Here is a 26,111-nt window from a genome sequence, read left to right as displayed (position 1 = left end):
CGCTGCTGCGCTACGGGCGGCGCGCCGACGTCACGCGGTAGACGTCGTACACGCCCTCCACGCCCCGCACCGCCTTCAGTACATGGCCCAGGTGCTTCGGGTCGCCCATCTCGAAAGTGAAGCGCGACGTGGCCACCCGGTCACGGGACGTCTGGACCGCCGCGGACAGGATGTTGACGTGCTGGTCGGACAGTACGCGGGTCACGTCCGAGAGCAACCGGGAGCGGTCCAGCGCCTCGACCTGGATGGCGACGAGGAAGACCGACGACTGGGTGGGTGCCCACTCGACGTCGAGGATCCGCTCGGGCTGCTGCGACAGTGAATCGACGTTGACGCAATCGGCACGGTGCACGGACACCCCGCTCCCGCGGGTCACGAAGCCGATGATGGGGTCGCCGGGGACGGGCGTGCAGCAGCGGGCCAGCTTCACCCAGACGTCCTCGACGCCCTTGACGACCACACCGGGGTCGGCGTTCGCCCGGCGCTTGCGTCCCCTCGTCCGGGACGGCGCTACGGACTCCGCGATGTCCTCGGTCGCCGCCTCCTCGCCGCCGAGAGCCTGGACGAGCTTCTGGACGACGCCCTGGGCCGCGACGTGACCCTCGCCGATCGCCGCGTACAGCGACGAGATGTCGGGGTACCGCATCTCGTGGGCGAGCGTGACCAGCGAGTCGCCGGTGAGGATGCGTTGGATCGGCAGGTTCTGCTTGCGCATCGCGCGCGCGATGGCGTCCTTGCCCTGCTCGATCGCTTCGTCGCGGCGCTCCTTGGAGAACCAGGCGCGGATCTTGTTCCTGGCCCGCGGCGACTTGACGAAACCCAGCCAGTCCCGGGAGGGTCCCGCTCCGGTCGCCTTGGAGGTGAAGACCTCGACCAGGTCCCCGTTGTCGAGGGTGGATTCGAGCGGCACGAGCCGGCCGTTGACGCGCGCCCCTATGGTGCGGTGCCCGACCTCGGTGTGCACGGCGTACGCGAAGTCGACCGGCGTGGCGCCGGCGGGCAGCGCTATCACGTCGCCCTTCGGGGTGAAGACGAAGACCTCGTTGCGCGACAGGTCGAAGCGCAGGGACTCCAGGAACTCCCCGGGGTCCTCCGTCTCCTTCTGCCAGTCCAGGAGCTGCCGCAGCCACGCCATGTCGTTGATGGCGTCCTTGTCCTTGCCGGAGGACCTGGGAACGTCCGTGCGGATCTTGGAGGCGCCGGCGACGGCTTCCTGCTTGTACTTCCAGTGGGCCGCGATGCCGTACTCGGCCCGGCGGTGCATGTCGAACGTTCGGATCTGGAGTTCGACGGGTTTGCCGTTGGGTCCGATGACCGTCGTGTGCAGCGACTGGTACATGTTGAACTTCGGCATCGCGATGTAGTCCTTGAAGCGCCCGGGGACCGGATTCCACCGGGCGTGCACGGTGCCGAGCGCCGCGTAGCAGTCGCGGACGGTGTCGACGAGGACACGGATGCCGACCAGGTCGTAGATCTCCGCGAAGTCACGGCCGCGGACGATCATCTTCTGGTAGACGCTGTAATAGTGCTTCGGGCGACCGGTGACAGTGGCCTTGATACGGGCGGCGCGCAGGTCGGACTGCACTTCGTCGGTCACTATCGCGAGGTACTCGTCGCGCTTGGGCGCCCGTTCGGCGACGAGCCGCACGATCTCGTCGTACATCTTGGGGTAGAGGATCGCGAAGGCGAGGTCCTCCAACTCCCACTTGATGGTGTTCATACCCAGCCGATGGGCCAGCGGGGCGTAGATCTCCAGGGTCTCGCGGGCCTTCTTCTCCTGCTTCTCCCGCTTGAGGTAGCGCATCGTCCGCATGTTGTGCAGCCGGTCGGCGAGTTTGATGACCAGGACGCGCGGGTCCTTGGCCATCGCCACGACCATCTTGCGCACGGTCTCGGCCTGTGCGGCCTCGCCGAACTTGACCTTGTCGAGCTTGGTCACGCCGTCGACGAGCAGCGCGACCTGGTCGCCGAAGTCGCGGCGCAGGGTGTCGAGACCGTACTCGGTGTCCTCGACGGTGTCGTGCAGCAGGCCGGCCATGAGCGTCGCGGGGTCCATGCCGAGCTCGGCGAGGATGGTGGTCACCGCGAGCGGATGCGTGATGTACGGGTCTCCGCTCTTGCGCTTCTGGCCTCGGTGCCAGCGCTCAGCGACCTGATAGGCGCGCTCGACCTGCCGGAGCGTGGAGCTCTCGATCTTGGGATCGTTGCTCCTGACGATTCTCAGCAGCGGTTCCAGGACCGGGTTGTAGGGGCTGGAGCGCTGGACGCCGAGACGGGCGAGACGGGCGCGCACCCGGTTGGACGAGCCTCCGGAGCGTGCCGGGGACGCGGACGTTCGCGTCGCGGGCGAAGGCGCGGGCTTGGGGGCCGTCACGGGGGCCGAGCCGTGGCCACGCTCCACCGGTGCCGCGGGGCCAACCTGGTCCGCGGGCTTCTTCTCGGGCGTGGCGGGCGCCGCGACGGCCTTGTCGGCCTGCTGGTCGGGCTGCGCGGCGGCGGGCTTGGCCTTGTCTGGCAAGTGCGCTCCTCGGGCGGATCCGGGTCCCGCGGTCAGGCCCGGAAAGGCCATGGTATCGAGCCCCGGCGCGCCTCTCGCCCCGGGACGGGGGACTCTTCACAACGTGGAACGGGCACCCGGTGTTCCCGGGTGCCCGTCCGCTACGCCTCGGAAAGCCGCTCAGAGCGTGATCAGCGCCTCCAGCGGAGCCCCGCGCAGGACCGGCTCCAGGCGGGCGCGTCCGCCGAGGAAGCCCAGCTCCATCAGCATCGCGACACCCGCCACGTCGGCACCCGCCCGGCGGATCAGCTCCAGGGACGCCTCGGCGGTACCACCGGTGGCGAGGACGTCGTCGATGACCATGACGCGGTCGTCCGCGCCCAGGTCCTCGGCGTGCACCTCGATCTCGGCGGTGCCGTACTCCAACGCGTACGCCTGCGACAGCGTGGCTCCGGGCAGTTTGCCCGCCTTGCGCACGGGGACGAAGCCGAGGCCCGCGCGCACCGCCACCGGGGCGGCGAGGATGAATCCACGCGCCTCGAGACCGACGACCTTCGTCGCACCGTGCGTCGCACACAGCGCGGAGAGCGCCTCGGTGAGCGCGGTGAACGCCTCGGGGTCCGCCAGAAGCGGGGTGATGTCCTTGAACAGCACTCCCGGCTTCGGATGGTCGGGCACGTCCCTGATGCGGCTGAGCAGGAGTTCCTGCACGGTGACGGTCATCGGCGCTTCCCCGAGGGGCGACCGCGGCCGCGGCCGCGCTGCCCGACGACGGCGCCGGCCGACGCGGCACCGTCCGGCAGGGCGTCCCGAGAGCCGTCCTCATCGGTGGCCTCGGCCGGCTCCGCGGACTCGGCCGACTCCGGTGCCTCGCCCTTGGCCGCCGCGGCGGCCCGCTTGGCGAGGACCCTCTTCTTCAGCGCCTTCATCTGCGGCTCGCGCTCCTTCAGGTCGGCGACCAGCGGAGTGGCGATGAAGATCGACGAGTACGCACCCGCGGCGAGACCGACGAACAGCGACAACGAGATGTCGTTGAGCATGCCGGCGCCGAGGAAGCCACCGCCGATGAAGAGCAGGCCGGCGACCGGCAGCAGCGCCACGACGGTGGTGTTGATCGAACGGACCAGCGTGCTGTTGATCGACCGGTTGGCGATCTCGCCGTACGTCCAACGCGTCTGCTTGGTGATGCCCTTCGACTGTTCCTTGAGGGAGTCGAAGACGACGACGGTGTCGTACAGCGAGTAACCGAGGATCGTCAGCAGACCGATCACGGTGCCCGGGGTGACCTCGAAACCGACGAGTGCGTACACACCGACGGTGATGGTGAGGTCGTGGATCAGTGCGATCAGTGCTGCGAGCGCCATGCGCCACTCGAAGGCGATCGCGAGGTAGATCACCACGAGGATCATGAAGACGCCGAGACCGGTCCATGCCTTGTTGGCGATCTGCTCACCCCAGCTGGGGCCGACGAGCTCGCTGGCGATCTTGGCCTTGGGGATGTTCATGTCCTCGGCGAGCTGGGCGCCCACCTTGTCGGCCTCGCTCGTGTCCAGCTCGCTGACCTGGATGCGCAACGTGCCGTTGCCGAGCTTCTGGACGATGGCAGGGTGGCCGGAGGCATCCTGCGCGTACTCCTGGGCCTGCGTGACGGACACACTCGTCTTCGGTGTGGTGAAGACGGCACCGCCCTTGAACTCGATGCCCATGTTGAGACCCCGCACCGCCAGGCCGACGATGGCCGTGATGGTGATCAGGATCGAGATGCCGTACCAGATCTTCCGCTTGCCGACGAAGTCGTAGCCGACCTCGCCGCGGTAGAGCTTGGCACCGATGTTGCCGAGACGCGACACCTCACGCCTCCTTCGGGTGGTCGACGGGGGCTGAGGTACGACGGGTGCGACGCAGCGGGGGCTTGGCGCCCAGGCGCTTCGGGTCGAGTCCGGACCACGGGTGGCCGCTCGCGTAGAACTTCCGGCGGGCGAGGATCGTCATGAGCGGCTTCGTGAAGAAGAAGACCACGACGACGTCGAGCAGGGTGGTCAGGCCGAGCGTGAACGCGAAGCCCTGGACCTTGCCCACGGTGACGATGAACAGCACCGCCGCGGCGAGGAAGGACACGAAGTCGGAGACCAGGATGGTGCGCCGGGCGCGCGGCCAGGCCCGCTCGACGGCCGGGCGGAGCGTGCGGCCCTCGCGGATCTCGTCGCGGATGCGCTCGAAGTACACGATGAAGGAGTCCGCGGTGATGCCGATCGCGACGATCGCACCGCAGACCGCCGGCAGGTTCAGCGCGAAGCCGATGGCCGGGCCGAGCAGGGACATCAGGGTGTACGTGAGGATCGCCGAGACCAGGAGGCTCAGCAGGGCCACCATCGACAGGCCGCGGTAGTAGACGACCAGGTAGATCACGACCAGCGCGAGGCCGATGGCACCGGCGATCAGGCCGGCCCGGAGCTGGTCACCGCCGAGTGCGGCGGTCACGGTGGTGGCGCTCTGCTCGTGGAAGGTGAGCGGCAACGCGCCGTAGCTCAGGATGTTGCCGAGGTCCTGCGCGGACTGCTGGGTGAAGTTGCCGGTGATCTCGGCGTTCGCGCTCAGGGTCGTGTTGACGGAGGGCGCGGAGACGACCTCGCCGTCGAGCACGATCGCGAACTGGTTCATCGGCGGCTGCTGCTGCGACAGCTTGCTGGTGATCTTCTGGAACTTCTTGGAGCCGCCGTCGGTGAACTCCATCTGGACGATCCACTGACCGCGCTGCGGGTCCAGCACGCCCTGGGCTTCGTCCACGTCCTGGCCGTTGACCTCGGCCGGACCGAGGAGGTACTTCTCCCACTGGCCGATCGAGTTCTGTCCACAGGCGACGGTCGGTGCCTCGGGCTTGGCGCCCTTCCCGACGTTGGCACGGACGGTCTTGTCGAGGCAGTTCAGCGTGGCGAACTGCTTGTCCAGCGCGGCCGTGCCGGCGTCACCCGTGGGCGGCGGCGTCGGGGCCGGCGGCGTGGAGGCCTTCGGCTGGCTGGCGCTCGGTGCGGGGGACGGGGCCTTCAGCGCCTCGGTGACGGCCCGGCCCTGCGTCGTTGCGCTGGGGCTCGGTGCGGTCACCTCGCTCTTGCCGTCGTTGGGCTTGGTTCCGGGCTTGCCGGACGGCGAGGCACTGGGCTGGGGGCTGCCGGACGGCTGGGGCGTCGCCGGACCGGCGGGCGCCACGTTGAGGACCGGGCGGAAGAAGAGCTGGGCGGTGGTGCCCACCTGCTTGCGGGCCTGCTCCGAGTTCGTCCCCTTGGGGATGTTCACGATGATGTTCTCGCGGCCCTGGGTCTGGACCTCGGACTCGGAGACGCCGAGACCGTTCACGCGGCGCTCGATGATGCCGACCGCCGTGTTCATATTGGTCTCGTTGACCGCACTTTCCTTGCCGGGCTCGGCCTCGGCCTTGAGCGTGATCGTCGTACCGCCCGCGAGGTCGATGCCGAGGCGCGGGGTGGTGTCCCCGGACCAGAACATCCCGCCGATCAGCCCGGCCATGACGATCAGCATCAGTGCCAGGGTGCGCCCTGGCCTGCCCTGACCCGCCGGGGCCCGTCGGCCCTTCTTCGGTGCTGCCACCTTCTCGATTCTCCCTGTCCAACCGCCCCGCGCCGGGTGTGCGACGGAGCGGCCACGATGTGTTGTGGGGACCTGCCCCCGCGGAGGAAGTGGGCACGCACCGGGGACCGCGGCACGCCCTCAGGCGCCCGCGGTCCCCGGTCGCGGCTACTTCGCGTCGGTGTCGCCGTTCGTCTTGTCGCCGCCCTTGGCGTCCTTGGCCTCAGGCGCGGCGTCGGCGTCGGCCGCCTCGTCCGGCTTGCCCAGGTCGATCTTGGCATCCTTGGCGTCCGCGTCATCGCCGGCCCCCGCACCGGTGAGCGAGGAGGCGTCATCGGGAACGATGTGGCTCGTGAGGTCGCCCTCGTCTTCGTCGCCGTGCACGATCCGGTTGTACTCCGCGTCGTCGAGGACCGCGCCGATGGCGTTCTTGGCGAACACCAGGTGGACACCGGGAGCAGCCTCGAGGAGGACGGTGTCGTCGTTGACCTCCTTGACGGTGGCGTAGAGGCCGCCGATGGTCCGCACACCTGTTCCGGGCTGCATCTGGTTCCGCATGTTCACCGCCTGTTGCTGCTTCTTCTTGGCGGAGCGGGTCATGAGGAACATGGCCCCGATGAGCACGATGAACGGGAGGAGCATGCCGATGTTATTCACGGGACGGAGTCCTTCGCACGACCGCGAGAGACGCGGCCTGATCTACGGGGGTGGGGTGCCGACCTGGACGGGCGGCATCGGCGGAGTCTAAGCGAGTCCGCATCGATGGAACAACGCCCAGCATGGCACCCCGGTTCCCGACCGGGCGACCGTCCGCGCCGTCACGCGCCGAACAGGCCCGGCTGTGCACCCCCGCCCTGGGGCGGTACGAGGCCGAGATGCGCCCATGCCGCGGGCGTGGCCACCCGACCACGGGGAGTACGGGCGAGCAGCCCCTCCCGTACCAGGAACGGCTCGGCGACCTCCTCGACGGTCTCGCGCTCCTCCCCCACGGCCACCGCGAGGGTGGACAGACCCACCGGTCCGCCTCCGAAGAGCTTGAGCAGCGCCTGCAGCACGGCCCGGTCGAGCCGGTCCAGACCGCGTCCGTCCACCTCGTACACACCGAGGGCCACCGCGGCGATCTCCCGGTTGATCCGACCGTCCGCCTTGACCTGCGCGTAGTCCCGGACGCGCCGCAGCAGCCGGTTGGCGATGCGCGGGGTACCGCGGGAGCGGCCCGCGATCTCCGCGGCACCGTCCGTGTCGATGGCCACATCGAGGAGCTGGGCGGACCGGTGCACCACGCGCTCCAACTCGGCGGGCTCGTAGAACTCCATGTGCGCGGTGAAGCCGAAGCGGTCGCGCAGCGGCGGCGGCAGCAACCCCGCCCGGGTCGTTGCTCCGACCAGCGTGAACGGCGGAAGCTCCAGCGGGATGGCAGTGGCGCCCGGGCCCTTGCCGACGATGACGTCGACCCGGAAGTCCTCCATCGCCATGTAGAGCATCTCCTCGGCAGGCCGGGACATCCGGTGGATCTCGTCGAGGAAGAGCACCTCGCCTTCCTGAAGGGAGGACAGGATGGCCGCGAGGTCCCCGGCGTGCTGGATGGCGGGGCCCGAGGTGATGCGGATCGGAGCGCCCATCTCCGCGGCGATGATCATGGACAGGGTGGTCTTGCCGAGCCCGGGCGCACCGGAGAGCAGCACGTGGTCGGCGGTGGCTCCCCGTGCGAGGGCCGCCTTGAGCACCAGGTCGAGCTGCTCCCGGACGCGTTCCTGTCCGACGAACTCGTCCAGCGACTTGGGGCGTAGTGCCGCCTCGACGGCCTGGTCCTCGCCGTCAGCCGACGAGCCGACGAGCCGCTCGGCCCCAGCGCCGGCCGGCGTCTCGTGGCTGGCTTCGTCCCACTCCATCGGGTCCATGCGGTCTGCCTCTGCGCTCTTCTCGTGCCGGGTCCCGGCCCCGCGCGGCACTTGGCGCGGCGCGGGGGCAGGGACCGTAGGGGGTCGGTCTCGGGTACGGGGACGCCCAGCGGGGCGGGGGTCGTCAGCGGGTGCGGTTGAGCGACTGCAGCGCCGCCTTGAGCAGCTGCCCGACCTGGGGCTCGCCGCCCGCGGCCTCGGCCTGCGGGGTGACGGCGGTGACGGCTTCGTCGGCCTCACGGGTCGCGTAGCCGAGGCCGATCAGCGCCGCGTGCAGTTGGTCCCGCCAGGCCTGGCTGATCGGTGCACCCACGGCCGGGGCGGTTCCCCTCGGCTCGCCGAGCCGGTCCTTGAGCTCCAGCAGCAGCTTCTGGGCGCCCTTCTTGCCGATGCCGGGAACGGCCGTGAGCGCCTTCTCGTCGGCGGTGGCCACCGCGCGGCGCAAGGCGTCCGGACTGTGCACGGCGAGCATCGCCTGGGCCAGGCGGGGACCGACGCCGCTGGCGGTCTGGAGCATCTCGAACACCTGGCGTTCGTCCTCGTCGGCGAAGCCGTAGAGGGTCAGTGAATCCTCGCGCACCACCAAGGAGGTGGCCAGCTTGGCCTCCTGACCGATCCTCAACTCGGCCAGCGTGCCGGGGGTGCACTGGACGGCCATGCCGACTCCACCGACCTCGATGACGGCGGTGGTCGGGGCGAGGGCGGCGACCGGGCCGCTCACAAAGGCGATCATGTCGTGCGGCCTTTCGATGCGTGCAGGGCCACGGCCTGCTGGAGCCTGTTCTGGGCAGGGGCCCGCCAGATGTGGCAGATCGCGAGGGCCAACGCGTCGGCGGCATCGGCGGGCTTGGGAGGGGAATCGAGCCGCAACAGCCGGGTCACCATCGCCCCGACCTGGGATTTGTCGGCACGGCCGCTGCCGGTGACGGCGGCCTTGACCTCACTGGGGGTGTGCAGGGCCACGGGCAGTCCGCGGCGGGCGGCACAGAGCATCGCGACGGCGCTCGCTTGGGCCGTGCCCATGACCGTTCGCACGTTGTGCTGACTGAACACCCGCTCGACCGCGACCAGTTCGGGCCGGTGGGCATCCAGCCACTCCTCGATGCCGCGCTCGATGGCGACCAGGCGCTGCCCCGTGTCGGCATCGGCCGGCGTCCGGACGACCCCGACACCGATCATCGTCAGCGGGCGGCCTGCGACGCCTTCGACCACCCCTATGCCACACCGGGTCAGCCCTGGATCCACCCCCAGCACGCGCACGCCCACCCTCCTTCGCTCTCCCCCGGCCACCACCGGAGCTCACCCCCAGCCCGTGCAGGCTATCGGCTCGCACTGACAACGCCCGAGAACGCGACGGGCCGACGGGGGCGTGTCCCCGTCGGCCCGTCTGCGGAGCGGGATCAGGCGTCGACCTTCTCCATGACGTCGTCCGAGACGTCGAAGTTGGCGAAGACGTTCTGCACGTCGTCGCTGTCCTCCAGCGCGTCGATCAGCTTGAAGATCTTGCGCGCACCCTCCTCGTCCAGCTCGACCTGCATGGTCGGGACGAAGTTGGCCTCGGCCGAGTCGTAGTCGATGCCGGCCTCCTGGAGCGCGGAACGCACCGCGACGAGGTCGGTGGCCTCGCTGATGACCTCGAAGTTCTCTCCGAGGTCATTGACCTCCTCGGCGCCGGCGTCCAGCACCGCACCCAGCACGTCGTCCTCGGTCAGCTCCCCCTTGGGGAGCACGACGACGCCCTTGCGGTTGAACAGGTAGGACACCGAACCGGGGTCGGCCATGGAACCGCCGTTGCGGGTCATGGCGACGCGTACGTCGGAGGCCGCGCGGTTGCGGTTGTCGGTGAGGCACTCGATGAGCACCGCGACGCCGTTCGGACCGTAGCCCTCGTACATGATCGTCTCGTATTCGGCGCCACCCGCCTCGAGACCGGCTCCGCGCTTGACCGCGGACTCGATGTTCTTGTTCGGGACCGACTGCTTCTTCGCCTTCTGGATGGCGTCGAAGAGCGTGGGGTTGCCGTCCACATCGGCGCCACCGGTACGGGCCGCGACCTCGATGTTCTTGATCAGCTTCGCGAAGAGCTTGCCGCGCTTGGCGTCGATCACGGCCTTCTTGTGCTTCGTCGTGGCCCATTTAGAGTGGCCGGACATCTGCCTGTCTCCTTCGCGTAACCAATCCCTGCTGCGTTCGCCTGTGATCCTACCGGGACGAGGTCAGTGCGCGGAGCGCACCATGTCGACGAACAGTGCGTGCACGCGGTGGTCGCCAGTCAGTTCCGGGTGGAACGACGTGGCCAGCGCGTTGCCCTGCCGTACGGCGACGATGTGGCCCTCGTGCTCGGCGAGCACCTCGACCGCGGCGCCCACGGACTCGACCCACGGGGCCCGGATGAAGACGCCCTCGACGGGGTCGCCCGCTACGCCCTTGACGTCGACGGCGGATTCGAAGGACTCGTTCTGGCGGCCGAAGGCGTTGCGGCGCACGATCATGTCGATGCCGCCGACGGTCTCCTGGCCGGAACGCGGGTCGAGGATCTTGTCCGCGAGCATGATCAGGCCCGCGCACGTGCCGTACACCGGCATGCCCGCACGTACCCGCTCGCGCAGCGGCTCCATCACCCCGAAGAGGTGGGCGAGCTTGGAGATCGTGGTGGACTCGCCGCCGGGAATGACCAGACCGTCGACCTCGGCGAGCTCCTCGGGGCGGCGGACCGCCCTGGCCACGGCGTCGGCCGCGGCCAGGGCGGTCACATGCTCCCGCACGTCGCCCTGGAGGGCCAGAACGCCGATCAGTGGGGGTGCCCCCGCCGCAGGCGGGAGGAGGGTGTTGCCCATCGGGGCTTACCAGCCCCGGTTCGCGTAGCGCTCGGTCTCGGGCAGGGTGTCGCAGTTGATGCCGACCATGGCCTCGCCCAGGTTGCGGGAGGCGTCCGCGATGATCTTCGGGTCGTCGTAGAAGGTGGTGGCCTTCACGATGGCGGCGGCACGCTTGGCCGGGTCGCCGGACTTGAAGATGCCGGAGCCGACGAAGACGCCCTCGGCGCCGAGCTGGCGCATCAGCGCGGCGTCGGCCGGGGTGGCCACACCACCGGCGGAGAACAGCACGACCGGCAGCTTGCCGAGCTCGGCGACCTCCTTGACCAGCTCGTACGGGGCACGCAGCTCCTTGGCGGCCGCGTACAGCTCGTGGTTGTCAAAGCCGCGCAGCTTGGCGATCTCGTTCTTGATCTGGCGCAGGTGGCGGACGGCCTCGACGACGTTGCCGGTACCCGCCTCGCCCTTCGAGCGGATCATGGCAGCACCCTCGGCGATCCGGCGCAGGGCCTCGCCCAGGTTGGTGGCGCCGCACACGAACGGCGTGGTGAACGCCCACTTGTCGGAGTGGTTGACCTCGTCGGCCGGGGTCAGTACCTCGGACTCGTCGATGTAGTCGACGCCGAGGGACTGCAGGACCTGGGCCTCGACGAAGTGACCGATCCGGGACTTGGCCATGACCGGGATCGAGACGGCCTCGATGATGCCCTCGATCATGTCGGGGTCGGACATGCGGGCCACGCCGCCGTCCTTGCGGATGTCGGCCGGTACCCGCTCCAGAGCCATGACGGCGACGGCGCCCGCGTCCTCGGCGATCTTCGCCTGCTCCGGCGTGACCACGTCCATGATCACGCCGCCCTTGAGCTGCTCGGCCATACCGCGCTTGACGCGCGCGGTGCCGGTCTCGGGGGCCTGGGGGGTGGTGGGAAGCGTGCTGGACACGAATGACCTCACTCGAAGACGACAGACGGGTAGTGCTGAGCCGAGGAAACCCCCCGGCATCAGGCCACTGCAAGGGCCAATGGGGAGCCCGTGGCTCGTTTTCAGGAGCCCGGGCGGTCGGCGAGGGCGGCGGGGGGCTCGTCGTCCATCTCGAACGCCAGCGGGAAGGGGGCGTGTCCGGCCAGCCGGAACCAGCGCACCGTCCTGTGCCTGCGCAGGGCCCTCGCGGCACGCACGGCGTCGTTGTGGAACCGCCGCGCCATGGGCACGCGCCGTACGGCCGCCGCGAGTTCACCGGCCGCATCCTCGCCGCCGGGTGCCTCGCGGACCGCGTCGACCTGCGCCTGGTCGGCGAAGACGGCGCGCAGTGCCTGGCTGAGCTCGCTCTCGGCGACCTCGCGGTGGTCCTCGTCCGCCTGCCGTGCCGCGTGCGCCGCCTCGTACAGGACGATCGAGGCGGCGGGATCGAGCACGCCCGAGGTGGCGACCTCCTGGGTGACCGAGGCGCGTCGCACGAGTTGCGCGTCCAGGGCGGCACGGGCGGCGTCGATCCGCGCGTGCAACCGGTCGAGCCGTCCGGCGGTCCAACTCAGGTAGAGGCCGATCACGACCAGCGCGACGAGGGTCCAGATCAGGGTTGCGATCACGGGCGGCAAGGCTACCGGGCGCCTCCGGCGGTGCAGGGGTACGGGGCGCGGCCCCGGAGCCCGGCGGGTCCCCCCGGGGGGTCCGTCGTCCCCTCCGGGAGGCCGTCGTCACCTCCCGGGGCTCAGTCGCGAGCCAGCCCGAACCTCGCCCGCAGCCCGGGCCGTTCGTCCGCCGCGACCGACGCCGCGCCGTCCGTCACCGTCTCGTACACCGCGAGGATGTCCGCACCCACCGTCGCCCAGTCGAAGCGCCGCACGTGCGCGCTCCCCCGCGCGCTGAGCTCCGCGCGCCGCTCCGGCGAACCCAGCAGCCGGACCGCGGCCGCGGCCAGCGCATCGGCATCCTCGTTGGCGAACAGCTCGCCGGCCGCACCCTGGTCCAGGACCTGCGCGAACGCGTCCAGATCGGACGCGAGCACCGGCGCACCCGCCGACATCGCCTCGACCAGGATGATCCCGAAGCTCTCGCCGCCCGTGTTGGGCGCGACGTACACGTCGACGCTCCGCAGCAACCGTGCCTTGTCCTCGTCGCTCACCATCCCGAGGAACTCGACGCGGGAACGCATCTCGACGGGCAGCGAGGCGACGGCTTCGTGCTCGTCGCCCCGTCCCGCGACGAGCAGCCGGGTCTCCGGCCGCTCCGCGAGGATCCTGGGCAGGGCCTTCATCAGCACCGGCAGGCCCTTGCGCGGTTCGTCGATCCGCCCGATGAACCCCAGCGTGCCGCCCTGCCACTCCGCCTTCGGCTCGGCGTCGGCGAAGAAGTCGACGTCCACCCCGTTGGGGATGACCACCGCGTCACCGCCCAGGTGCTCCACGAGCGTCCGGCGCGCGTACTCGCTGACGGCGATCCGTGCGCTGATCTTCTCCAGGGCGGGCTGGAGGATCGGGTACGCGGCGATCATCGCCCTCGACCGGGGATTGGACGTGTGGAAGGTCGCGACGATGGGCCCCTGCGCCGCCCAGCACGACAGCAGTCCCAGGGAGGGCGAGGCGGGCTCGTGGATGTGGATGACGTCGAACGTGCCGTCGTGCAGCCACCGGCGCACCCGGGCGGCGGACAGGAAGCCGAAGTTCAGCCGGGCCACCGAGCCGTTGTACGGCACGGGCACGGCCCGACCCGCCGACACGACGTACGGCGGAAGCGGGGTGTCGTCATCCGCGGGGGCGAGCACGGAGACCTGGTGGCCGAGCCGGATCAGGTGCTCGGCGAGGTCCCTGATGTGGAACTGGACGCCGCCGGGCACGTCCCACGAGTAGGGGCAGACGATCCCGATCCTCACGTCCGGTGCTCCTCCAGGTCTGCGAGCCACAACCGTTGCAGCATGTGCCAGTCCTCCGGGTGGTCGGCGATTCCGGTGGCGAAGGCGTCCGCCAGCGCCTGTGTCATCACAGACGTCTTTTCCTCGCGCGTACCTGTCTCCGGTACGTCGACCGGGGGATGCACCCGCCCCCTCATCACCGGTGAGCCGTCGTACCAGAGCGTCACCGGCAGCAGCAGCGCCCCGGTCTGCTGCGCGAGCATCGCCGGACCGGCGGGCATCCGTGCGGTGTCGCCGAAGAACTTCACCTCGACGCCGCTCGCCGAGAGGTCCCGGTCGGCAACGAGGCAGACGAGCCCGCCGGAGCGCAGCCGCCGCGCCAGGGTGCCGAAGGCGGCGCCGCCGGTGTGGGGCAGCACCTCCATCCCGAGGCCCTCCCGGTAGGCGACGAAACGGTCGTACAGCGTCTCCGGTTCGAGTCGTTCGGCGACCGTCGTGAAGGGCACGCCCAGGGCACGGGTGACCCAGATCCCCGCCAGGTCGTAGTTGGCCATGTGCGGCAGCGCGAGGACGACGCCCCGGCCCTCGGCCAGACCCTCGGTCAGGCGGTGGATGTCGGCGACCTCGAAACTCTGCTTCGCACGTTCGGCGGTCCAGGTGGGCAGGCGGAAGGACTCCATCCAGTACCGCATGTACGAGCGCATGCCGGCCCTGGAGAGTTCGGCGAGGCGGTCGGGCCCGGCGTCCGGTACCACCCGGGCCAGATTGGCCTCCAGCCTCAGCACGCCCTTGCCCCGCCGGCGCCACGCCGCGTCGGCGATCGTGCGGCCCAGCGCGGTCGCCACCGGCTCCGGAAGCTTCTTGACCGCTCCCCAGCCCAGTGCGTACAGCGCGTCCGTCAGTCGCCCCCTGGCACCGCTCATGCCCCACTCCCCTGCGAGGTCCCGTGCGGGGAGGTCTGCGCGTCCGCCTCCACCGCCTCCCGGCGTACCGTGACGACCCGCTGCCCCAGCGTCACCAGCGAGCCGGCCGCCACGATCCACAGGGCGATCGGCAGAAGGACCTCGACACCGGGCACCCCGAAGGCGTGCAGTCCTGCGAGTCCCGCTGCCACCAGTGAGATCACCAGCCGCTCGGCCCGCTCCACCAGGCCGTTCACGGCGACCGGAAGGCCGATCGACTCGCCCCGCGCCTTGGTGTACGAGACGACCTGGCCGCTCGCCAAGCAGAAGATGGCCACGGCACACAACACATTGTCGTCGCCCTTGCCCGCATACCAGAGGGCGAAGCCGCCGAAGATCGCCCCGTCCGCGACCCGGTCCAGGGTGGAGTCGAGGAACGCGCCCCACCGGCTGGAGACCCCCGCCTGGCGGGCCATGTTGCCGTCGACGAGGTCCGAGAAGACGAACAGGGTGATGACGATCGTGCCCCAGAAGAACTCTCCGCGAGGGAAGAAGACCAGCGCGCCCGCCACGACCCCTGCCGTGCCGACGAGGGTCACCGCGTCCGGGCTCACCCCGCGGCGGAGCAGAAACGCGGCGAACGGTGTGAGGACACGCGTGAAAAACGCACGCGCGTACTTGTTCAGCATGGCCTTCCCGAGGGTCGGTGGGCCGCGCGGCCCCGATGGCCACCGGCGGCCCCATCGTAGCCAGGCGGTCGGTGCGCCAGCGGCCTCCCCCGGTCGCGTACGACGTATGGACGCACCGTGACGGGAGTGGAAAGCTCGAAAGACAACCGCGGGCATCGCCGGAGCCTCTCGGCCTCCGGCCGGGGGTCTCCCCATCTCGGCCCCCGGGTCCGCGCCCTCACCTCACCGTGCAACCAGTCGGGAGGAACACCATGGGCGACAAGGCGAATGCACAATCCGGGGCCGCCGGCAGGGCTACGACGGCCGACCGGCCGACATCCGTACGGAATGTGGTGCTGGTCGGCCACAGCGGATCGGGGAAGACGACCCTGGTCGAGGCCCTGGCGTTGGCGGCGGGAGCGGTCAACCGGGCAGGTCGCGTGGAGGACGGCGGCACGGTCTCGGACTACGACGAGATCGAACACCGCCAGCAGCGTTCCGTGCAGCTCAGCCTCGTACCGATCGAATGGAGCGGGTACAAGATCAACCTTCTGGACACCCCGGGGTACGCCGACTTCGTGGGGGAGCTCAGGGCCGGTCTGCGAGCCGCGGACGCGGCCCTCTTCGTCGTCTCGGCAGCGCAGGAGGCCGACGCGGTGCCTGCCTCGACGCGCATGGTGTGGGAGGAGTGCGCCGCCGTCGGCATGCCCCGGGCGATCGTGGTGACCCATCTGGAAACGGCCCGCACCGGCTACGAGGAGCTGACCGGGGTCTGCGGGCAGCTGTTCGGCGGTGACGACCCCGACGCCGTGCTGCCGCTCTACCTGCCGCTGCACGGGGCGGAGGCGGCGGACGGCCACGCGCCGGTCACGGGTCTGATCGGACTGCTGTCGCAGAAGGTCTTCGACTACTCGTCCGGGGAACGCAAGGAGACGACGCCGACGCCCGACCAGCTGCCGGTGATCGAGGAGGCCCGCAACCGGCTCATCGAGGGGATCATCGCGGAGAGCGAGGACGAGACCCTGATGGACCGCTACCTCGGCGGCGAGGACATCGACATCAAGACGCTGATCGACGATCTGGAGAAGGCGGTCGCCCGGGGCTCCTTCCACCCGGTGCTGGCCGCGGCACCGGCCGCGGACGGCGCGAAGCAGGGCCTGGGCACGCTGGAGCTGCTGGAACTCATCACCGGCGGGTTCCCGACCCCGCTGGAGCGGCCGGCCCCGGCGGTCGCCACCCCTGAGGGCCGGACCCGCCCCGCGATCACCTGCGACCCGGAAGGCCCGCTGGTCGCCGAGGTGGTCAGGACCGCCTCCGACCCGTACGTCGGACGGCTCTCGCTCGTCCGGGTCTTCTCCGGGACGCTGCGCCCCGACGAGACGGTGCACGTGTCGGGGCACGGTCTCGCGGACCGCGGCCACGAGGACCACGACGTCGACGAGCGGATCGGCGCGCTCTCCTCCCCCTTCGGCAAACAACAGCGCACGGTCGGCATGTGCATCGCCGGCGACCTCGCGTCCGTCGCGAAGCTGGGGCGGGCCGAGACCGGGGACACGATCTCCTCGAAGGACGACCCGCTGCTGATGGAGCCCTGGCGGATGCCGGACCCGCTGCTGCCGGTGGCCATCCAGGCGCACAGCAAGGCCGACGAGGACCGACTGTCCCAGGGTCTCGCACGACTGGTCGCCGAGGACCCGACGATGCGGCTCGAACAGAACCAGGACACCCACCAGGTGGTGCTGTGGTGCTTGGGCGAGGCCCACCGGGACGTGGCCCTGGAGCGGCTGCGCAGCCGGTACGGGGTGCAGGTCGACGTGGTGCCGCACAAGGTGTCGCTGCGGGAGACCTTCGGTGACCGCTCGGCGGGCCGCGGCCGGCACGTGAAGCAGTCCGGCGGACACGGGCAGTACGCGATCTGCGAGATCGAGGTGGAGCCGCTGCCACCGGGGTCCGGCGTCGAGTTCGTCGACAAGGTCGTCGGCGGTGCCGTGCCACGGCAGTTCATCCCGTCCGTGGAGAAGGGGGTCCGGGCCCAGGCGGCCCGCGGGGTCGCTGCCGGCTATCCCCTCGTCGACGTACGGGTGACGCTGGTCGACGGCAAGGCGCACTCGGTGGACTCGTCCGACGCGGCCTTCCAGACGGCGGGTGCGTTGGCCCTGCGCGAGGCGGCGACCGAGGCGCGGATCCATCTGCTGGAACCGGTCGCCGAGGTGCAGGTGATGGTGCCGGACGAGTACGTGGGTCCCGTGATGAGCGATCTGTCGGGACGGCGCGGCCGGGTTGTCGGCACGGAACAGGCGGGCCCGGGGCGGACCGTGGTCCGGGCCGAGGTGCCGGAGCTGGAGATAGGACGGTACGCGGTGGACCTGAGGTCGATCTCGCACGGGACCGGGAACTTCGACCGCTCGTTCGCACGGCACGAGCCGATGCCTCCCCAACTGGCCGACAAGATCCGCGAACAGGCCGACTCCGGCTCCTAGTTGGCGGTGCCGCCCGTCGTACGCGCGTGCGGCGGGCGGCACCCGAGGCGGTACTGACGGGTGAACCATCTGCCCGATAGGCTGTAGTGCCCTGCTGACGACGTGTGCGGGGCGCAGGAGTCGGGAACAGCCGCAGTGCGGACGGTTGCGGCGATGGGGGCGGTGCGGTGGCGGACCAGGCATTCGATTTCTCTCCCGGGGCACAGGTCCCGTTGCAGGGCGCGGCCGGCCAGACGGCCGCGACGAACGCCCTCGCTTCGGCTGCCTACCGGGACAGCTCGATCGAGGAGATCCTGAAGGCCAACAGCGAGTGGCACGAATCGAAGGTGAAGAAGGGCAAGTTCACGCTCTTCGAGCCGAACCTGGGCGAGGCGTTCTCCCGGGCGGTCCAGGTCCGGATGCTCGGCGGGGCCCGCAAGCCGCTCATCCAGTCGTTCGGCACCGAGCCGCAGGTCGTGGTCGAGCACGCGCTCGCGGCGACCCGGATCCGCAAGGAGCGGGACGCCAAACTGACGGCGATCTCGGTGCTGTTCGGCCTGCTGTTCCTGCCCGGGGCGCTGCTGTGGGTCGGTGTGTTCCAGCTGCGCCGCACGATCGCAGGGGCGAAGGACAAGAAGGCGGGGGCACTGGCCACCGCGTTGCTGGCCGCCGTCGGCGTCCTCGGTGTGATCTTCCTGCTGAAGCTGCCGTTCACCGGCTTCTGGGGGTACTACCTCCGGGCGATGGTCGTCGCCCCGGCCATCGGATGGCTGGTGGCGAAGCGGGTCTGCGAGTCCACGGCGAAGGACCTGCGCGAGCGCTGGAACAACCTCCTCTCGGGAGGCGGCATCGGCGCCAAGGTGCCGGAGGCCGTGCCGGGTCATCCGAACGAGACCGCGGCCGAGCAACTGCGGCAGGGCCTGGAGAAGCTCACCGCCGAGCAGCAGTCCAACACGGTGTTCTACGCCGGCCCCAAGGCGATACTCGGCATGGGCACCCGCTGGGGCAGCTGGCAGCTCGCCGAGGAACTGGTGCCGAAGGCTCCCAACAAGGAGTTCCACCAGTTCCGCAGCTGGGACGTCATCAAGGTCATCCACGACCAGCTGACCCTCCTGCAGCGCGGTCCGCTGAACTCGGGGGGGTTTCCCGCACCCACCGTGAAGCACTGGATCGTGGTGCCGGTCGGGGAGAACGCGGGCGAGGTCGCCCGGCCCGCGGGCCAGGACGTGGAAACGTTCCAGGTCAAGCGCCACGAGATACAGCGCATCTGCGACCACCAGCAGTTCGGCAGCGGGAACCGCCACTACCTGGGCGTGCAGTTCACGCTCTGGGACGGGCAGCTGGTGATCACCATGATGATCACGGTGACGGTGCTCTACGAAACCCTGCGCATCGAGGTGACCGGGCACGCGCTCGGTCCCGTCCACTCCCTGTTCAGCGGCAAGCCCGCTCCCAAGACGGTCGAGGTCGCCAAGACCCTGCGGTTCTGGGAGACCACCCAGCGGCACCTGCCGCTGGTGGATGCGCCCGAGGTGGTACGGCTGGCCGTCCGCGCACCCTTCACGTGGTACCCGCCGCTGCTCGATTTCCTCGGGGGGAAGCTGGTGCTTCCGGAGCCGTTCGGACTGCGGCACGTCTGGACGGAGCCCCCCTGGCGGCACCGGTTCATGGCCGACGACGCCATGCGCGCGGCGACTCCCGTGCTGAGGGTGACGCACACGGCCGCGATGCGCGTCCTCGAGGAGCACGGCGTGGACACGGAGCGCTTCAGCAACCGCTCCATGGTGGTCAGCGGTATGGTGCAGGACCCGTCGCCCCGCAAGGCGGACGTGTACGACGCCTAGGCGGCACAGCGCCGCCCGCGACGCGTGGGCGGCGCCCCGTGGTCATGCCTGCGGCCAGGCCTCGGCGAGCATCTTCCGGGTGTCGGCGAGGAGTTGGGGCAGCACCCGGGTGTGACCGATGACCGGCATGAAGTTGGTGTCGCCGCCCCAGCGCGGTACGACGTGCTGGTGGAGGTGCGCGGCGATGCCTGCGCCGGCGTCCGTGCCCTGGTTCATACCGATGTTGAAGCCGTGCGCCCCGGAGGCCGTGCGCAGTGCCGTCATGGCCCGCTTGGTGAACGCGGCGAGCTCGACGGTCTCCGCCTCGTCGAGGTCCGTGTAGTCGGCCACGTGCCGGTAGGGGACGACCATCAGGTGACCGCCGTTGTACGGGTACAGGTTGAGTACCGCGTAGACGCTCTCGCCACGCGCGATGACCAGGCCGTCCTCATCGGACGCGGTGGGGATGGAGCAGAAGGGGCAGCCGTCCCCGGCCCCCGGTCCGGTCGGCTTGTTCTCGCCCTGGATGTACGCCATCCGGTGGGGCGTCCACAGACGCTGGAACGCGTCCTGGATACCGACTCCGATCTGCTGCTCCGGCTCACTCGTCATGTGGTGCAGCATATGACTTCGCCCGTACGGAACGTGTCGTCGGGGGCGGACCCGGGGGACGGCCCGCGATGCTGGGCCGATGGACGTCGACGAAGGGGAGTCCCCGCTCCAGCGCTGGGAGGGGCGGGTCGAGCTGCCGCTGTTCTGGGCTTCGCTGGTCTTTCTCGCGGCGTACTCGGTGCGCATCCTGGCCGACCACGTCGATCGGGCGTGGAGGGAGATCGCACTCGCGGTGATGCTGCTGATGTGGCTGGTCTTCGCAGCGGACTACCTGGTGCGGCTCCGGATCAGTGGACAACGGCTGCCCCGTTTCCTGCGGACGCACTGGCTGGACACGTTGGTGCTGGTGCTCCCGCTGCTGCGTCCGCTGCGTCTGCTCAAGGTCTACACCGCGGTGCAGCGACGCCATGAACAGCCGCGGCTCAGTCTGCACGCGCGGGTGATCGCGTACGCGGGCGTGACGGCGGTCCTGCTGGGCTACTCGGGAGCGCTCACCGTCTACCAGGTGGAGCGCTCGGTACCCGGTGCGACGATCCGGACCTTCGGCGACTCCCTGTGGTGGGCGAGCGCGACGCTGACGACCGTCGGGTACGGGGACGTGACGCCGGTGACGCGGCTGGGTCGGCTGATCGCCGTCGGGATGATGATCTGCGGGCTGGCCCTGCTGGGCGCGGTGACCGGCTCGTTCTCGTCCTGGCTGGTCCAGGTCTTCACCCGGGAGGACGAGAAGGAGCCCCCGGAGGACGGGCGTCCTCCGGGGGCGTCTTCCTAGGGCCGCGCGCCCGATCAGAGCTGGGTGCGTTCCTCGACGACCTTCGCGATCTTGGCGATGGCCTCGTCGACCGGAATGCCGTTCTCCTGCGAACCGTCCCGGTAGCGGAAGGAGACCGCGCCGTTCTCCATGTCCTCGTCGCCCGCGATGACCATGAAGGGCACCTTCTGCTTCTGGGCGTTGCGGATCTTCTTCTGCATGCGGTCCGAGGAGGCGTCGACCTCGACGCGCAGTCCCTGCCTGCGGGCCTTGGCGGCGAACTCCTGGAGGTACGGCACATGGGCGTCACCGATCGGGATGCCCAGCGCCTGCACGGGCGCCAGCCAGGCCGGGAACGCACCCGCGTAGTGTTCCAGCAGCACGGCGAAGAAACGCTCGATGGAGCCGAACAGCGCTCGGTGGATCATGACCGGGCGCTGCTTGGAGCCGTCGGGTCCGGTGTACTCCAGGTTGAAGCGCTCGGGCAGGTTGAAGTCGAGCTGGACGGTCGACATCTGCCAGGTGCGGCCGATCGCGTCCTTCGCCTGGACGGAGATCTTCGGGCCGTAGAAGGCAGCGCCGCCCGGGTCGGGAGTCAGCGGAAGTCCCTGCTTCTCGGCCACCTGGCGCAGGACCTCGGTGGCCTCCTCCCAGACCTCGTCGGAGCCGACGAACTTGTTCGGGTCCTTGGTGGACAACTCCAGGTAGAAGTCGGTGAGGCCGTAGTCGCGCAGCAGGTCGAGGACGAAGGTGAGCGTCTTGTCGAGCTCCTCCGCCATCTGCTCCCTGGTGCAGTAGATGTGCGCGTCGTCCTGGGTGAATCCGCGGGCCCGGGTCAGGCCGTGCACGACGCCCGACTTCTCGTAGCGGTACACCGTGCCGAACTCGAAGAGACGCAGCGGCAGTTCGCGGTAGGAGCGACCGCGCGCATCGAAGATCAGGTTGTGCATCGGGCAGTTCATGGGCTTGAGGTAGTAGTCCACGCCCTCGTCGAGCTGCATGGGCGGGTACATGCCCTCGGCGTACCAGTCCAGGTGGCCCGACTTCTCGAACAGCTTGCCCTTGGTCGCGTGCGGCGAGTACACGAACTCGTAGCCGTGCTCCTCGTGGCGCTTGCGGGAGTAGTCCTCCATCACCCGGCGGATGACACCGCCCTTGGGGTGGAAGACGGCGAGGCCCGAGCCGACCTCGTCGGGGAAGGAGAAGAGGTCCAGCTCGTTGCCGAGCTTGCGGTGGTCGCGCTTCTCGGCCTCGGCGAGGAAGTCCAGGTGTGCCTTCAGCTCTTCCTTGGACGGCCAGGCGGTGCCGTAGATGCGCTGCAGCATCGGGTTCTTCTCGCTGCCGCGCCAGTACGCCGCCGCGTTGCGCATCAGCTTGAACGCCGGGATGTTGCGGGTGGTGGGCAGGTGGGGACCGCGGCAGAGGTCCTTCCAGCACAGCTCGCCGGTCTTGGCGTCCAGGTTGTCGTAGATGGTCAGCTCGCCGCCGCCCACCTCGACGTCCGCACCGTCGTCGGAGGACGCTGATCCCTTGATGCCGATGAGCTCCAGCTTGTACGGCTCGTCCGCCAGCTCCTCGCGGGCGGCCTCGTCGGTGACCACGCGCCGCGAGAAGCGCTGGCCACGCTTCTGGATCTCCTGCATCTTCTTCTCGACGGCCTTGAGGTCCTCGGGCGTGAACGGCTTCTCGACGTCGAAGTCGTAGTAGAAGCCGTCACGGACCGGGGGACCGATGCCCAGCTTGGCCTCCGGGAAGAGCTCCTGCACGGCCTGCGCCATCACGTGCGCCGTGGAGTGGCGCAGGATGTTGAGGCCGTCCTCCGAGGAGATCTCGACGGGCTCGACCGCCTCGCCGTCCTGCACCTGGTAGGTCAGGTCCTTCAGCTCCCCGCCGACCCGGGCGGCGATGATCGTGCGCTCACCGGCGAAGAGTTCGGCCGCCGTGGTGCCCGTGGTGACCACGCGCTCTTCCCGCTCGGAATCGCGTTGGATGATCACACGGACGTCTGACACCGGTCTCTCCTGCCTGGTGGGGAAGCGCGCTGACGGTGGTGCGCGCGCAGTACGCCATGCTACCGAGCCGGGGAGGCTGTCCGCGAAACGGTTCCCGCGCCGTTCCCCGTCGGCGGCGGCCGCCGTCTCGCCCCTCCGACTGCCCACACCGTGGCGCACCGCGCGGCAACCGCACGGGCGCGGGTCGGTGCGCCCCGGCACACCCGGGTCGTGCACCGGCCGGGTACTCGCCACGCGGCAGCCTTCCCCGCCGGCACGGCGCACCGCCGTACCTCCTGGCGCCGTGACCACCCAGCCCCGTCAGCCGTCCGCGCCGCACGCCTCCCCGAAGAAGTCCAGGTTCTCGTGGAGCGCCTTCATCAGCCGGTCCCGCTCCGCGTCGTCCACCTGGACCGGCACCACGCCGGACGCATCGCTGAGACGGCGGAAACCGCCACGGCTCTCCAGCCTCCCGACGACCCGGATCGGCAGTCCCACGAGGTGCGCGTGGCCCGCGGTGCGGTAGGCCTCCTCGTCGAGCACGGCGCGTACGTGGGGCACGTCCGCACCCGCGAGGACCCGTAGCCGCACCGTCCCCTCACCGCGCGGACCGGACCGCCGCATCCGCACCACCGCTCCGGTGATCCGGACCGGTACGGACGGTTCGGCCCGCAGGTACCGCGCGCCCGCCTCGCGCAGCACCGGCAGGTCTCCCGGGGAGAACTCGACGGGCTCGGGACGGGCGGCGCACCCCTCGGGGACGCCGCCCGCCGGCGCCCAGGCCAGCGCGATGCGCGCGCCTTCGGAGCCGCGCACCAGCGCGACGACCGCCTCGGTCAGTTCACGGCTGACCCCGGCTGCGACGGCGGTGTCGAAGGCCTCCATCCCGCCGGTGGCCCGGCGGTAGTCGACGGCTTCGCGGGTGGCGTGCAGTGCGTGGTGCAGCCGTACGACGAGGGAGCGGCCGGGGTCCACCGGCACGAAGGCGGTGAGTGCGCGCCCGCCCGGCGCGGGTCCGACGAGGACGCCCTCCAGCGCGGCTTGGGCCTGCCGCCGGTGCCTCGCCCCGTGGTACCCGGCGCGGCCGCGGACGGCGAGCGCGGCGGCGAGCAGCAGCCGCCGCGCAGCGGACCTCAACTGATCCTGCGCCGTCCAGGCAGCCGCACCGGACGGGCCTTGCGGTACGTCGCGCCACCAGCGGATCTCGTCGCTCGGTACGGCGAGCCCGACGAGCACCTCCCTGGCCGAGGGAGCCGCCGAGCGGGCGAGGGCGGTCAGTGCCTCGCCCAGCAGGTCCTCGCAGTCGGGGAAGGCCCGGTCCTCGGGGACGAGGAGGCTCGTGCCGCCGCTGCCGGGTCCGGGCGGGGTCCAGCGTGCGTACCTTCCCGCGGCGCCCCCGCGCCGGCGCCAGCCGTGCCGGTCGAGGAGTGCGCTCAGAACGGCTGGGTCGACGTGCGCGGGGTCGGGTCCCCCGCTGTCGTACCAGAGCGCGGGCGCGTCGTCCGTCAGCGGGAGCGGAACGCTGCGCGCGGGTGGAAACGGGCGTGCGCCGGAGCGCGGCGGTGCGGGTTCGTCGCTTGGGCGGTGCATCACGGTTTCCCTCCCGTCCCGACGCGGGTCATGATCTCGCAGAGCGCCCGGTCGTCGAAGATGCGCGAGGTCGGGATCCGCACGGTGGTCCTGCGCCGGCCCGTCACCGGGTGGCCGGCCAGGTTGGTCCAGTAGCAGCAGTGCCGCAGGTCGAGCCGGTCGTGCCCGGCGCGCAGCCACTCGTCGCGGGCCCGCGGCACGATCATGACGACGAGGATCTTGTGCACCGACACGGGGGTGCGGGCGAGCTTCGCCAAGTGGTCGTTGTCGAGCATGAAGGAGAACGCAGGACCGGGTGGGTGCGGCGGGATCTGGTAGGTGGCCTTCAGCTGCACCTTGATGGTGACCTCGTCGTCGACGGTGTGTCCGGGAGCGCTGTGGCTGACGTGCCAGTCGATCCCGTTGTCCGGGAACGGCTGGGACAGCGAGCAGCCCGCGGCGGCTGCGACCGCGTGCAAGTACCCCACCTGGAGGGTCTCCATGCAGGCGGTGGTGGCGAGTGCTCCGCGCAGCGGTTCGGCCCGCTCGGGCAGCGCACCCGGTTCGGGCTGCGCGAGCGCCATGGCTGCGTCCGCCTTCCGGGGTGTGCCGGTGAGTGGTGGACGACGGCCCGTCGGTTCTACGGTCCGTCAACTGTGTTGTCACCCCTCTGCGTAGTGCGCAAACAGGGCGGGTATCACCGATCCGGGCAGTCGGATCACACCATCTGCCAGAAATGGGCGAGGAGTTCGGGGATGACGCATTGGTATGAAGGGCCCCTGGCCGCATTTGACACCGAGACGACGGGCGTGGACGTGGAACAGGACCGGATCGTATCTGCCGCGATGGTCGTCCAGGATTCCGCCGGGGGTCGTCCGCGGATCACCTCCTGGCTGGTCAATCCGGGCGTACCGGTGCCGGCCGAGTCGACCGCCGTGCACGGCCTCACGGAGGACCACCTGCAGCGCCACGGCCGCTGGCCTTCACCGGTGATGGAGGAGATAGGCCGGGCACTGGCCGAGCAGTGCGCGGCGGGCAGGCCGATCGTGGTGATGAACGCACCGTTCGACCTGACGCTCCTGGACCGCGAACTACGCCGGCACCGTGCCTCGTCGCTCGCGCACTACGTGGAGAACGTGCCCTTGTGCGTGTTGGACCCGAGGGTCCTCGACAAGCATCTGGACCGGTACCGCAAGGGTCGCCGCACGCTGACTGACCTCTGTACGCACTACGAGGTCCCCCTCGACGGAGCGCACGACGCCGCTGCGGACGCGACCGCTGCGCTGGAGGTCGTACGCGCCGTCGGGCGGCGCTTCGCCGCACGTCTGGAACGGTTGGCACCGCCGGAGTTGCACACGCGGCAGGCCGGGTGGCACGCCGCCCAGGCCCGCGGGCTGCAGGCGTGGTTCGCGCGCAACGGCTCGGAGGAGTCGGTGGACCCGGCGTGGCCGGTGCGGCCGGGCCTGTCGGCACGAGCCGCCTGAGCCGGGCCCGCACGCCCGCCGGTGCGCACCGGTCCGTGCGCGGTCCCCAGCGGACGAGGACCGTGCGGCGGTCGGACCCGACGGCGGAACCGGACGGGCCGGCGGGCGGGGACATACGTGTGGGGCCGGTCCGTCAGCTGACGGACCCGACCCCCCCCTTGGGCGCTAACTGGTTCGCACCAACACCACCCCCCGTGTCACC

General features: G+C 70.4%; 23 protein-coding genes. 4 read left to right on the top strand and 19 right to left on the bottom strand.

Annotated elements, in window-relative coordinates; genetic code table 11:
* Positions 1-10: 10 nt before the first annotated feature.
* The 15 genes from ACFXOM_RS12220 to pgsA all read right to left on the bottom strand — a co-directional run bounded on the left by ACFXOM_RS12220 (position 11) and on the right by pgsA (position 15,241).
* A complete protein-coding gene (locus ACFXOM_RS12220; protein WP_384938077.1) occupies positions 11-2,518 on the bottom strand; it encodes a RelA/SpoT family protein in 2,508 nt (835 codons plus the stop codon).
* A gap of 159 nt (positions 2,519-2,677) precedes the next feature.
* Positions 2,678-3,220 (bottom strand): adenine phosphoribosyltransferase, encoded by a 543-nt coding sequence (locus ACFXOM_RS12215; RefSeq protein ID WP_384938080.1) that lies wholly within the window; start codon positions 3,218-3,220, stop codon positions 2,678-2,680.
* Complete coding sequence (secF, locus tag ACFXOM_RS12210) at positions 3,217-4,347, bottom strand: protein translocase subunit SecF (RefSeq protein WP_384938083.1); 1,131 nt, start codon at positions 4,345-4,347, stop codon at positions 3,217-3,219. Before secF ends, ACFXOM_RS12215 begins: the two co-directional genes overlap by 4 nt.
* A 1-nt stretch (position 4,348) precedes the next feature.
* Positions 4,349-6,103, bottom strand: coding sequence for a protein translocase subunit SecD (gene secD, locus ACFXOM_RS12205; RefSeq protein WP_385037805.1), 1,755 nt, complete (start codon positions 6,101-6,103; stop codon positions 4,349-4,351).
* A gap of 147 nt (positions 6,104-6,250) precedes the next feature.
* On the bottom strand, positions 6,251-6,724 hold the full coding sequence (gene yajC, locus ACFXOM_RS12200) for a preprotein translocase subunit YajC (protein WP_385037875.1): 474 nt from the start codon (positions 6,722-6,724) through the stop codon (positions 6,251-6,253).
* 176 nt (positions 6,725-6,900) lie between these two features.
* Complete coding sequence (ruvB, locus tag ACFXOM_RS12195; RefSeq protein ID WP_384938239.1) at positions 6,901-7,974, bottom strand: Holliday junction branch migration DNA helicase RuvB; 1,074 nt, start codon at positions 7,972-7,974, stop codon at positions 6,901-6,903.
* Positions 7,975-8,107: 133 nt separating this feature from the next.
* Entirely contained in the window at positions 8,108-8,716 is a 609-nt protein-coding gene (gene ruvA, locus ACFXOM_RS12190; RefSeq protein WP_384938089.1) for a Holliday junction branch migration protein RuvA, read from the bottom strand.
* Positions 8,713-9,243, bottom strand: a complete 531-nt coding sequence (gene ruvC, locus ACFXOM_RS12185; RefSeq protein ID WP_384938092.1) for a crossover junction endodeoxyribonuclease RuvC — start codon at positions 9,241-9,243, stop codon at positions 8,713-8,715. The genes ruvA and ruvC overlap by 4 nt, the downstream gene beginning before the upstream one ends.
* A 140-nt stretch (positions 9,244-9,383) precedes the next feature.
* Positions 9,384-10,136 (bottom strand): YebC/PmpR family DNA-binding transcriptional regulator, encoded by a 753-nt coding sequence (locus ACFXOM_RS12180; RefSeq protein ID WP_384938094.1) that lies wholly within the window; start codon positions 10,134-10,136, stop codon positions 9,384-9,386.
* A 63-nt stretch (positions 10,137-10,199) separates the two neighbouring features.
* Positions 10,200-10,820 (bottom strand): pyridoxal 5'-phosphate synthase glutaminase subunit PdxT, encoded by a 621-nt coding sequence (pdxT, locus tag ACFXOM_RS12175; RefSeq protein WP_384938097.1) that lies wholly within the window; start codon positions 10,818-10,820, stop codon positions 10,200-10,202.
* 6 nt (positions 10,821-10,826) lie between these two features.
* A complete protein-coding gene (pdxS, locus tag ACFXOM_RS12170) occupies positions 10,827-11,801 on the bottom strand; it encodes a pyridoxal 5'-phosphate synthase lyase subunit PdxS (protein ID WP_384938100.1) in 975 nt (324 codons plus the stop codon).
* A 41-nt stretch (positions 11,802-11,842) separates the two neighbouring features.
* A complete protein-coding gene (locus ACFXOM_RS12165; RefSeq protein WP_384938103.1) occupies positions 11,843-12,388 on the bottom strand; it encodes a hypothetical protein in 546 nt (181 codons plus the stop codon).
* Positions 12,389-12,510: 122 nt separating this feature from the next.
* Positions 12,511-13,671, bottom strand: coding sequence for a glycosyltransferase family 4 protein (locus tag ACFXOM_RS12160; protein ID WP_384938107.1), 1,161 nt, complete (start codon positions 13,669-13,671; stop codon positions 12,511-12,513).
* Positions 13,668-14,573: a phosphatidylinositol mannoside acyltransferase gene (locus tag ACFXOM_RS12155; protein ID WP_384938110.1), complete on the bottom strand. Its 906-nt coding sequence runs from the start codon at positions 14,571-14,573 to the stop codon at positions 13,668-13,670. Before ACFXOM_RS12155 ends, ACFXOM_RS12160 begins: the two co-directional genes overlap by 4 nt.
* Positions 14,570-15,241 (bottom strand): phosphatidylinositol phosphate synthase, encoded by a 672-nt coding sequence (gene pgsA, locus ACFXOM_RS12150; protein ID WP_384938112.1) that lies wholly within the window; start codon positions 15,239-15,241, stop codon positions 14,570-14,572. Before pgsA ends, ACFXOM_RS12155 begins: the two co-directional genes overlap by 4 nt.
* A gap of 251 nt (positions 15,242-15,492) precedes the next feature.
* Between pgsA and ACFXOM_RS12145 the strand changes: the two genes are divergently transcribed.
* Positions 15,493-17,700, top strand: coding sequence for an elongation factor G-like protein EF-G2 (locus ACFXOM_RS12145; protein ID WP_384938115.1), 2,208 nt, complete (start codon positions 15,493-15,495; stop codon positions 17,698-17,700).
* Between the two features lie 167 nt (positions 17,701-17,867).
* Positions 17,868-19,523 carry a hypothetical protein gene (locus tag ACFXOM_RS12140; RefSeq protein ID WP_384938118.1) on the top strand — a complete coding sequence of 552 codons (1,656 nt, stop codon included), beginning with the start codon at positions 17,868-17,870 and terminating at the stop codon, positions 19,521-19,523.
* Positions 19,524-19,565: 42 nt separating this feature from the next.
* Here the strand turns inward: ACFXOM_RS12140 and ACFXOM_RS12135 are convergent, their stop codons facing one another.
* Positions 19,566-20,126: an HIT family protein gene (locus ACFXOM_RS12135; RefSeq protein ID WP_384938120.1), complete on the bottom strand. Its 561-nt coding sequence runs from the start codon at positions 20,124-20,126 to the stop codon at positions 19,566-19,568.
* Between the two features lie 67 nt (positions 20,127-20,193).
* Between ACFXOM_RS12135 and ACFXOM_RS12130 the strand changes: the two genes are divergently transcribed.
* Positions 20,194-20,886 carry a potassium channel family protein gene (locus ACFXOM_RS12130; RefSeq protein WP_384943822.1) on the top strand — a complete coding sequence of 231 codons (693 nt, stop codon included), beginning with the start codon at positions 20,194-20,196 and terminating at the stop codon, positions 20,884-20,886.
* Positions 20,887-20,900: 14 nt separating this feature from the next.
* On the opposite strand, the gene thrS is transcribed toward ACFXOM_RS12130, so the two are convergent.
* The 3 genes from thrS to ACFXOM_RS12115 all read right to left on the bottom strand — a co-directional run bounded on the left by thrS (position 20,901) and on the right by ACFXOM_RS12115 (position 25,009).
* Positions 20,901-22,877 (bottom strand): threonine--tRNA ligase, encoded by a 1,977-nt coding sequence (thrS, locus tag ACFXOM_RS12125; RefSeq protein ID WP_384938126.1) that lies wholly within the window; start codon positions 22,875-22,877, stop codon positions 20,901-20,903.
* Between the two features lie 300 nt (positions 22,878-23,177).
* On the bottom strand, positions 23,178-24,446 hold the full coding sequence (locus ACFXOM_RS12120) for a hypothetical protein (protein WP_384943826.1): 1,269 nt from the start codon (positions 24,444-24,446) through the stop codon (positions 23,178-23,180).
* Positions 24,446-25,009 carry a DUF4365 domain-containing protein gene (locus ACFXOM_RS12115; protein WP_384938131.1) on the bottom strand — a complete coding sequence of 188 codons (564 nt, stop codon included), beginning with the start codon at positions 25,007-25,009 and terminating at the stop codon, positions 24,446-24,448. Before ACFXOM_RS12115 ends, ACFXOM_RS12120 begins: the two co-directional genes overlap by 1 nt.
* A gap of 171 nt (positions 25,010-25,180) precedes the next feature.
* Between ACFXOM_RS12115 and ACFXOM_RS12110 the strand changes: the two genes are divergently transcribed.
* A complete protein-coding gene (locus ACFXOM_RS12110; RefSeq protein WP_384938134.1) occupies positions 25,181-25,909 on the top strand; it encodes a 3'-5' exonuclease in 729 nt (242 codons plus the stop codon).
* Positions 25,910-26,111: the final 202 nt, after the last annotated feature.

Source organism: Streptomyces sp. NPDC059169, from assembly GCF_042755225.1.
GTDB lineage: Bacteria > Actinomycetota > Actinomycetes > Streptomycetales > Streptomycetaceae > Streptomyces.
This window is presented reverse-complemented; position numbering and strand designations above follow the sequence as displayed.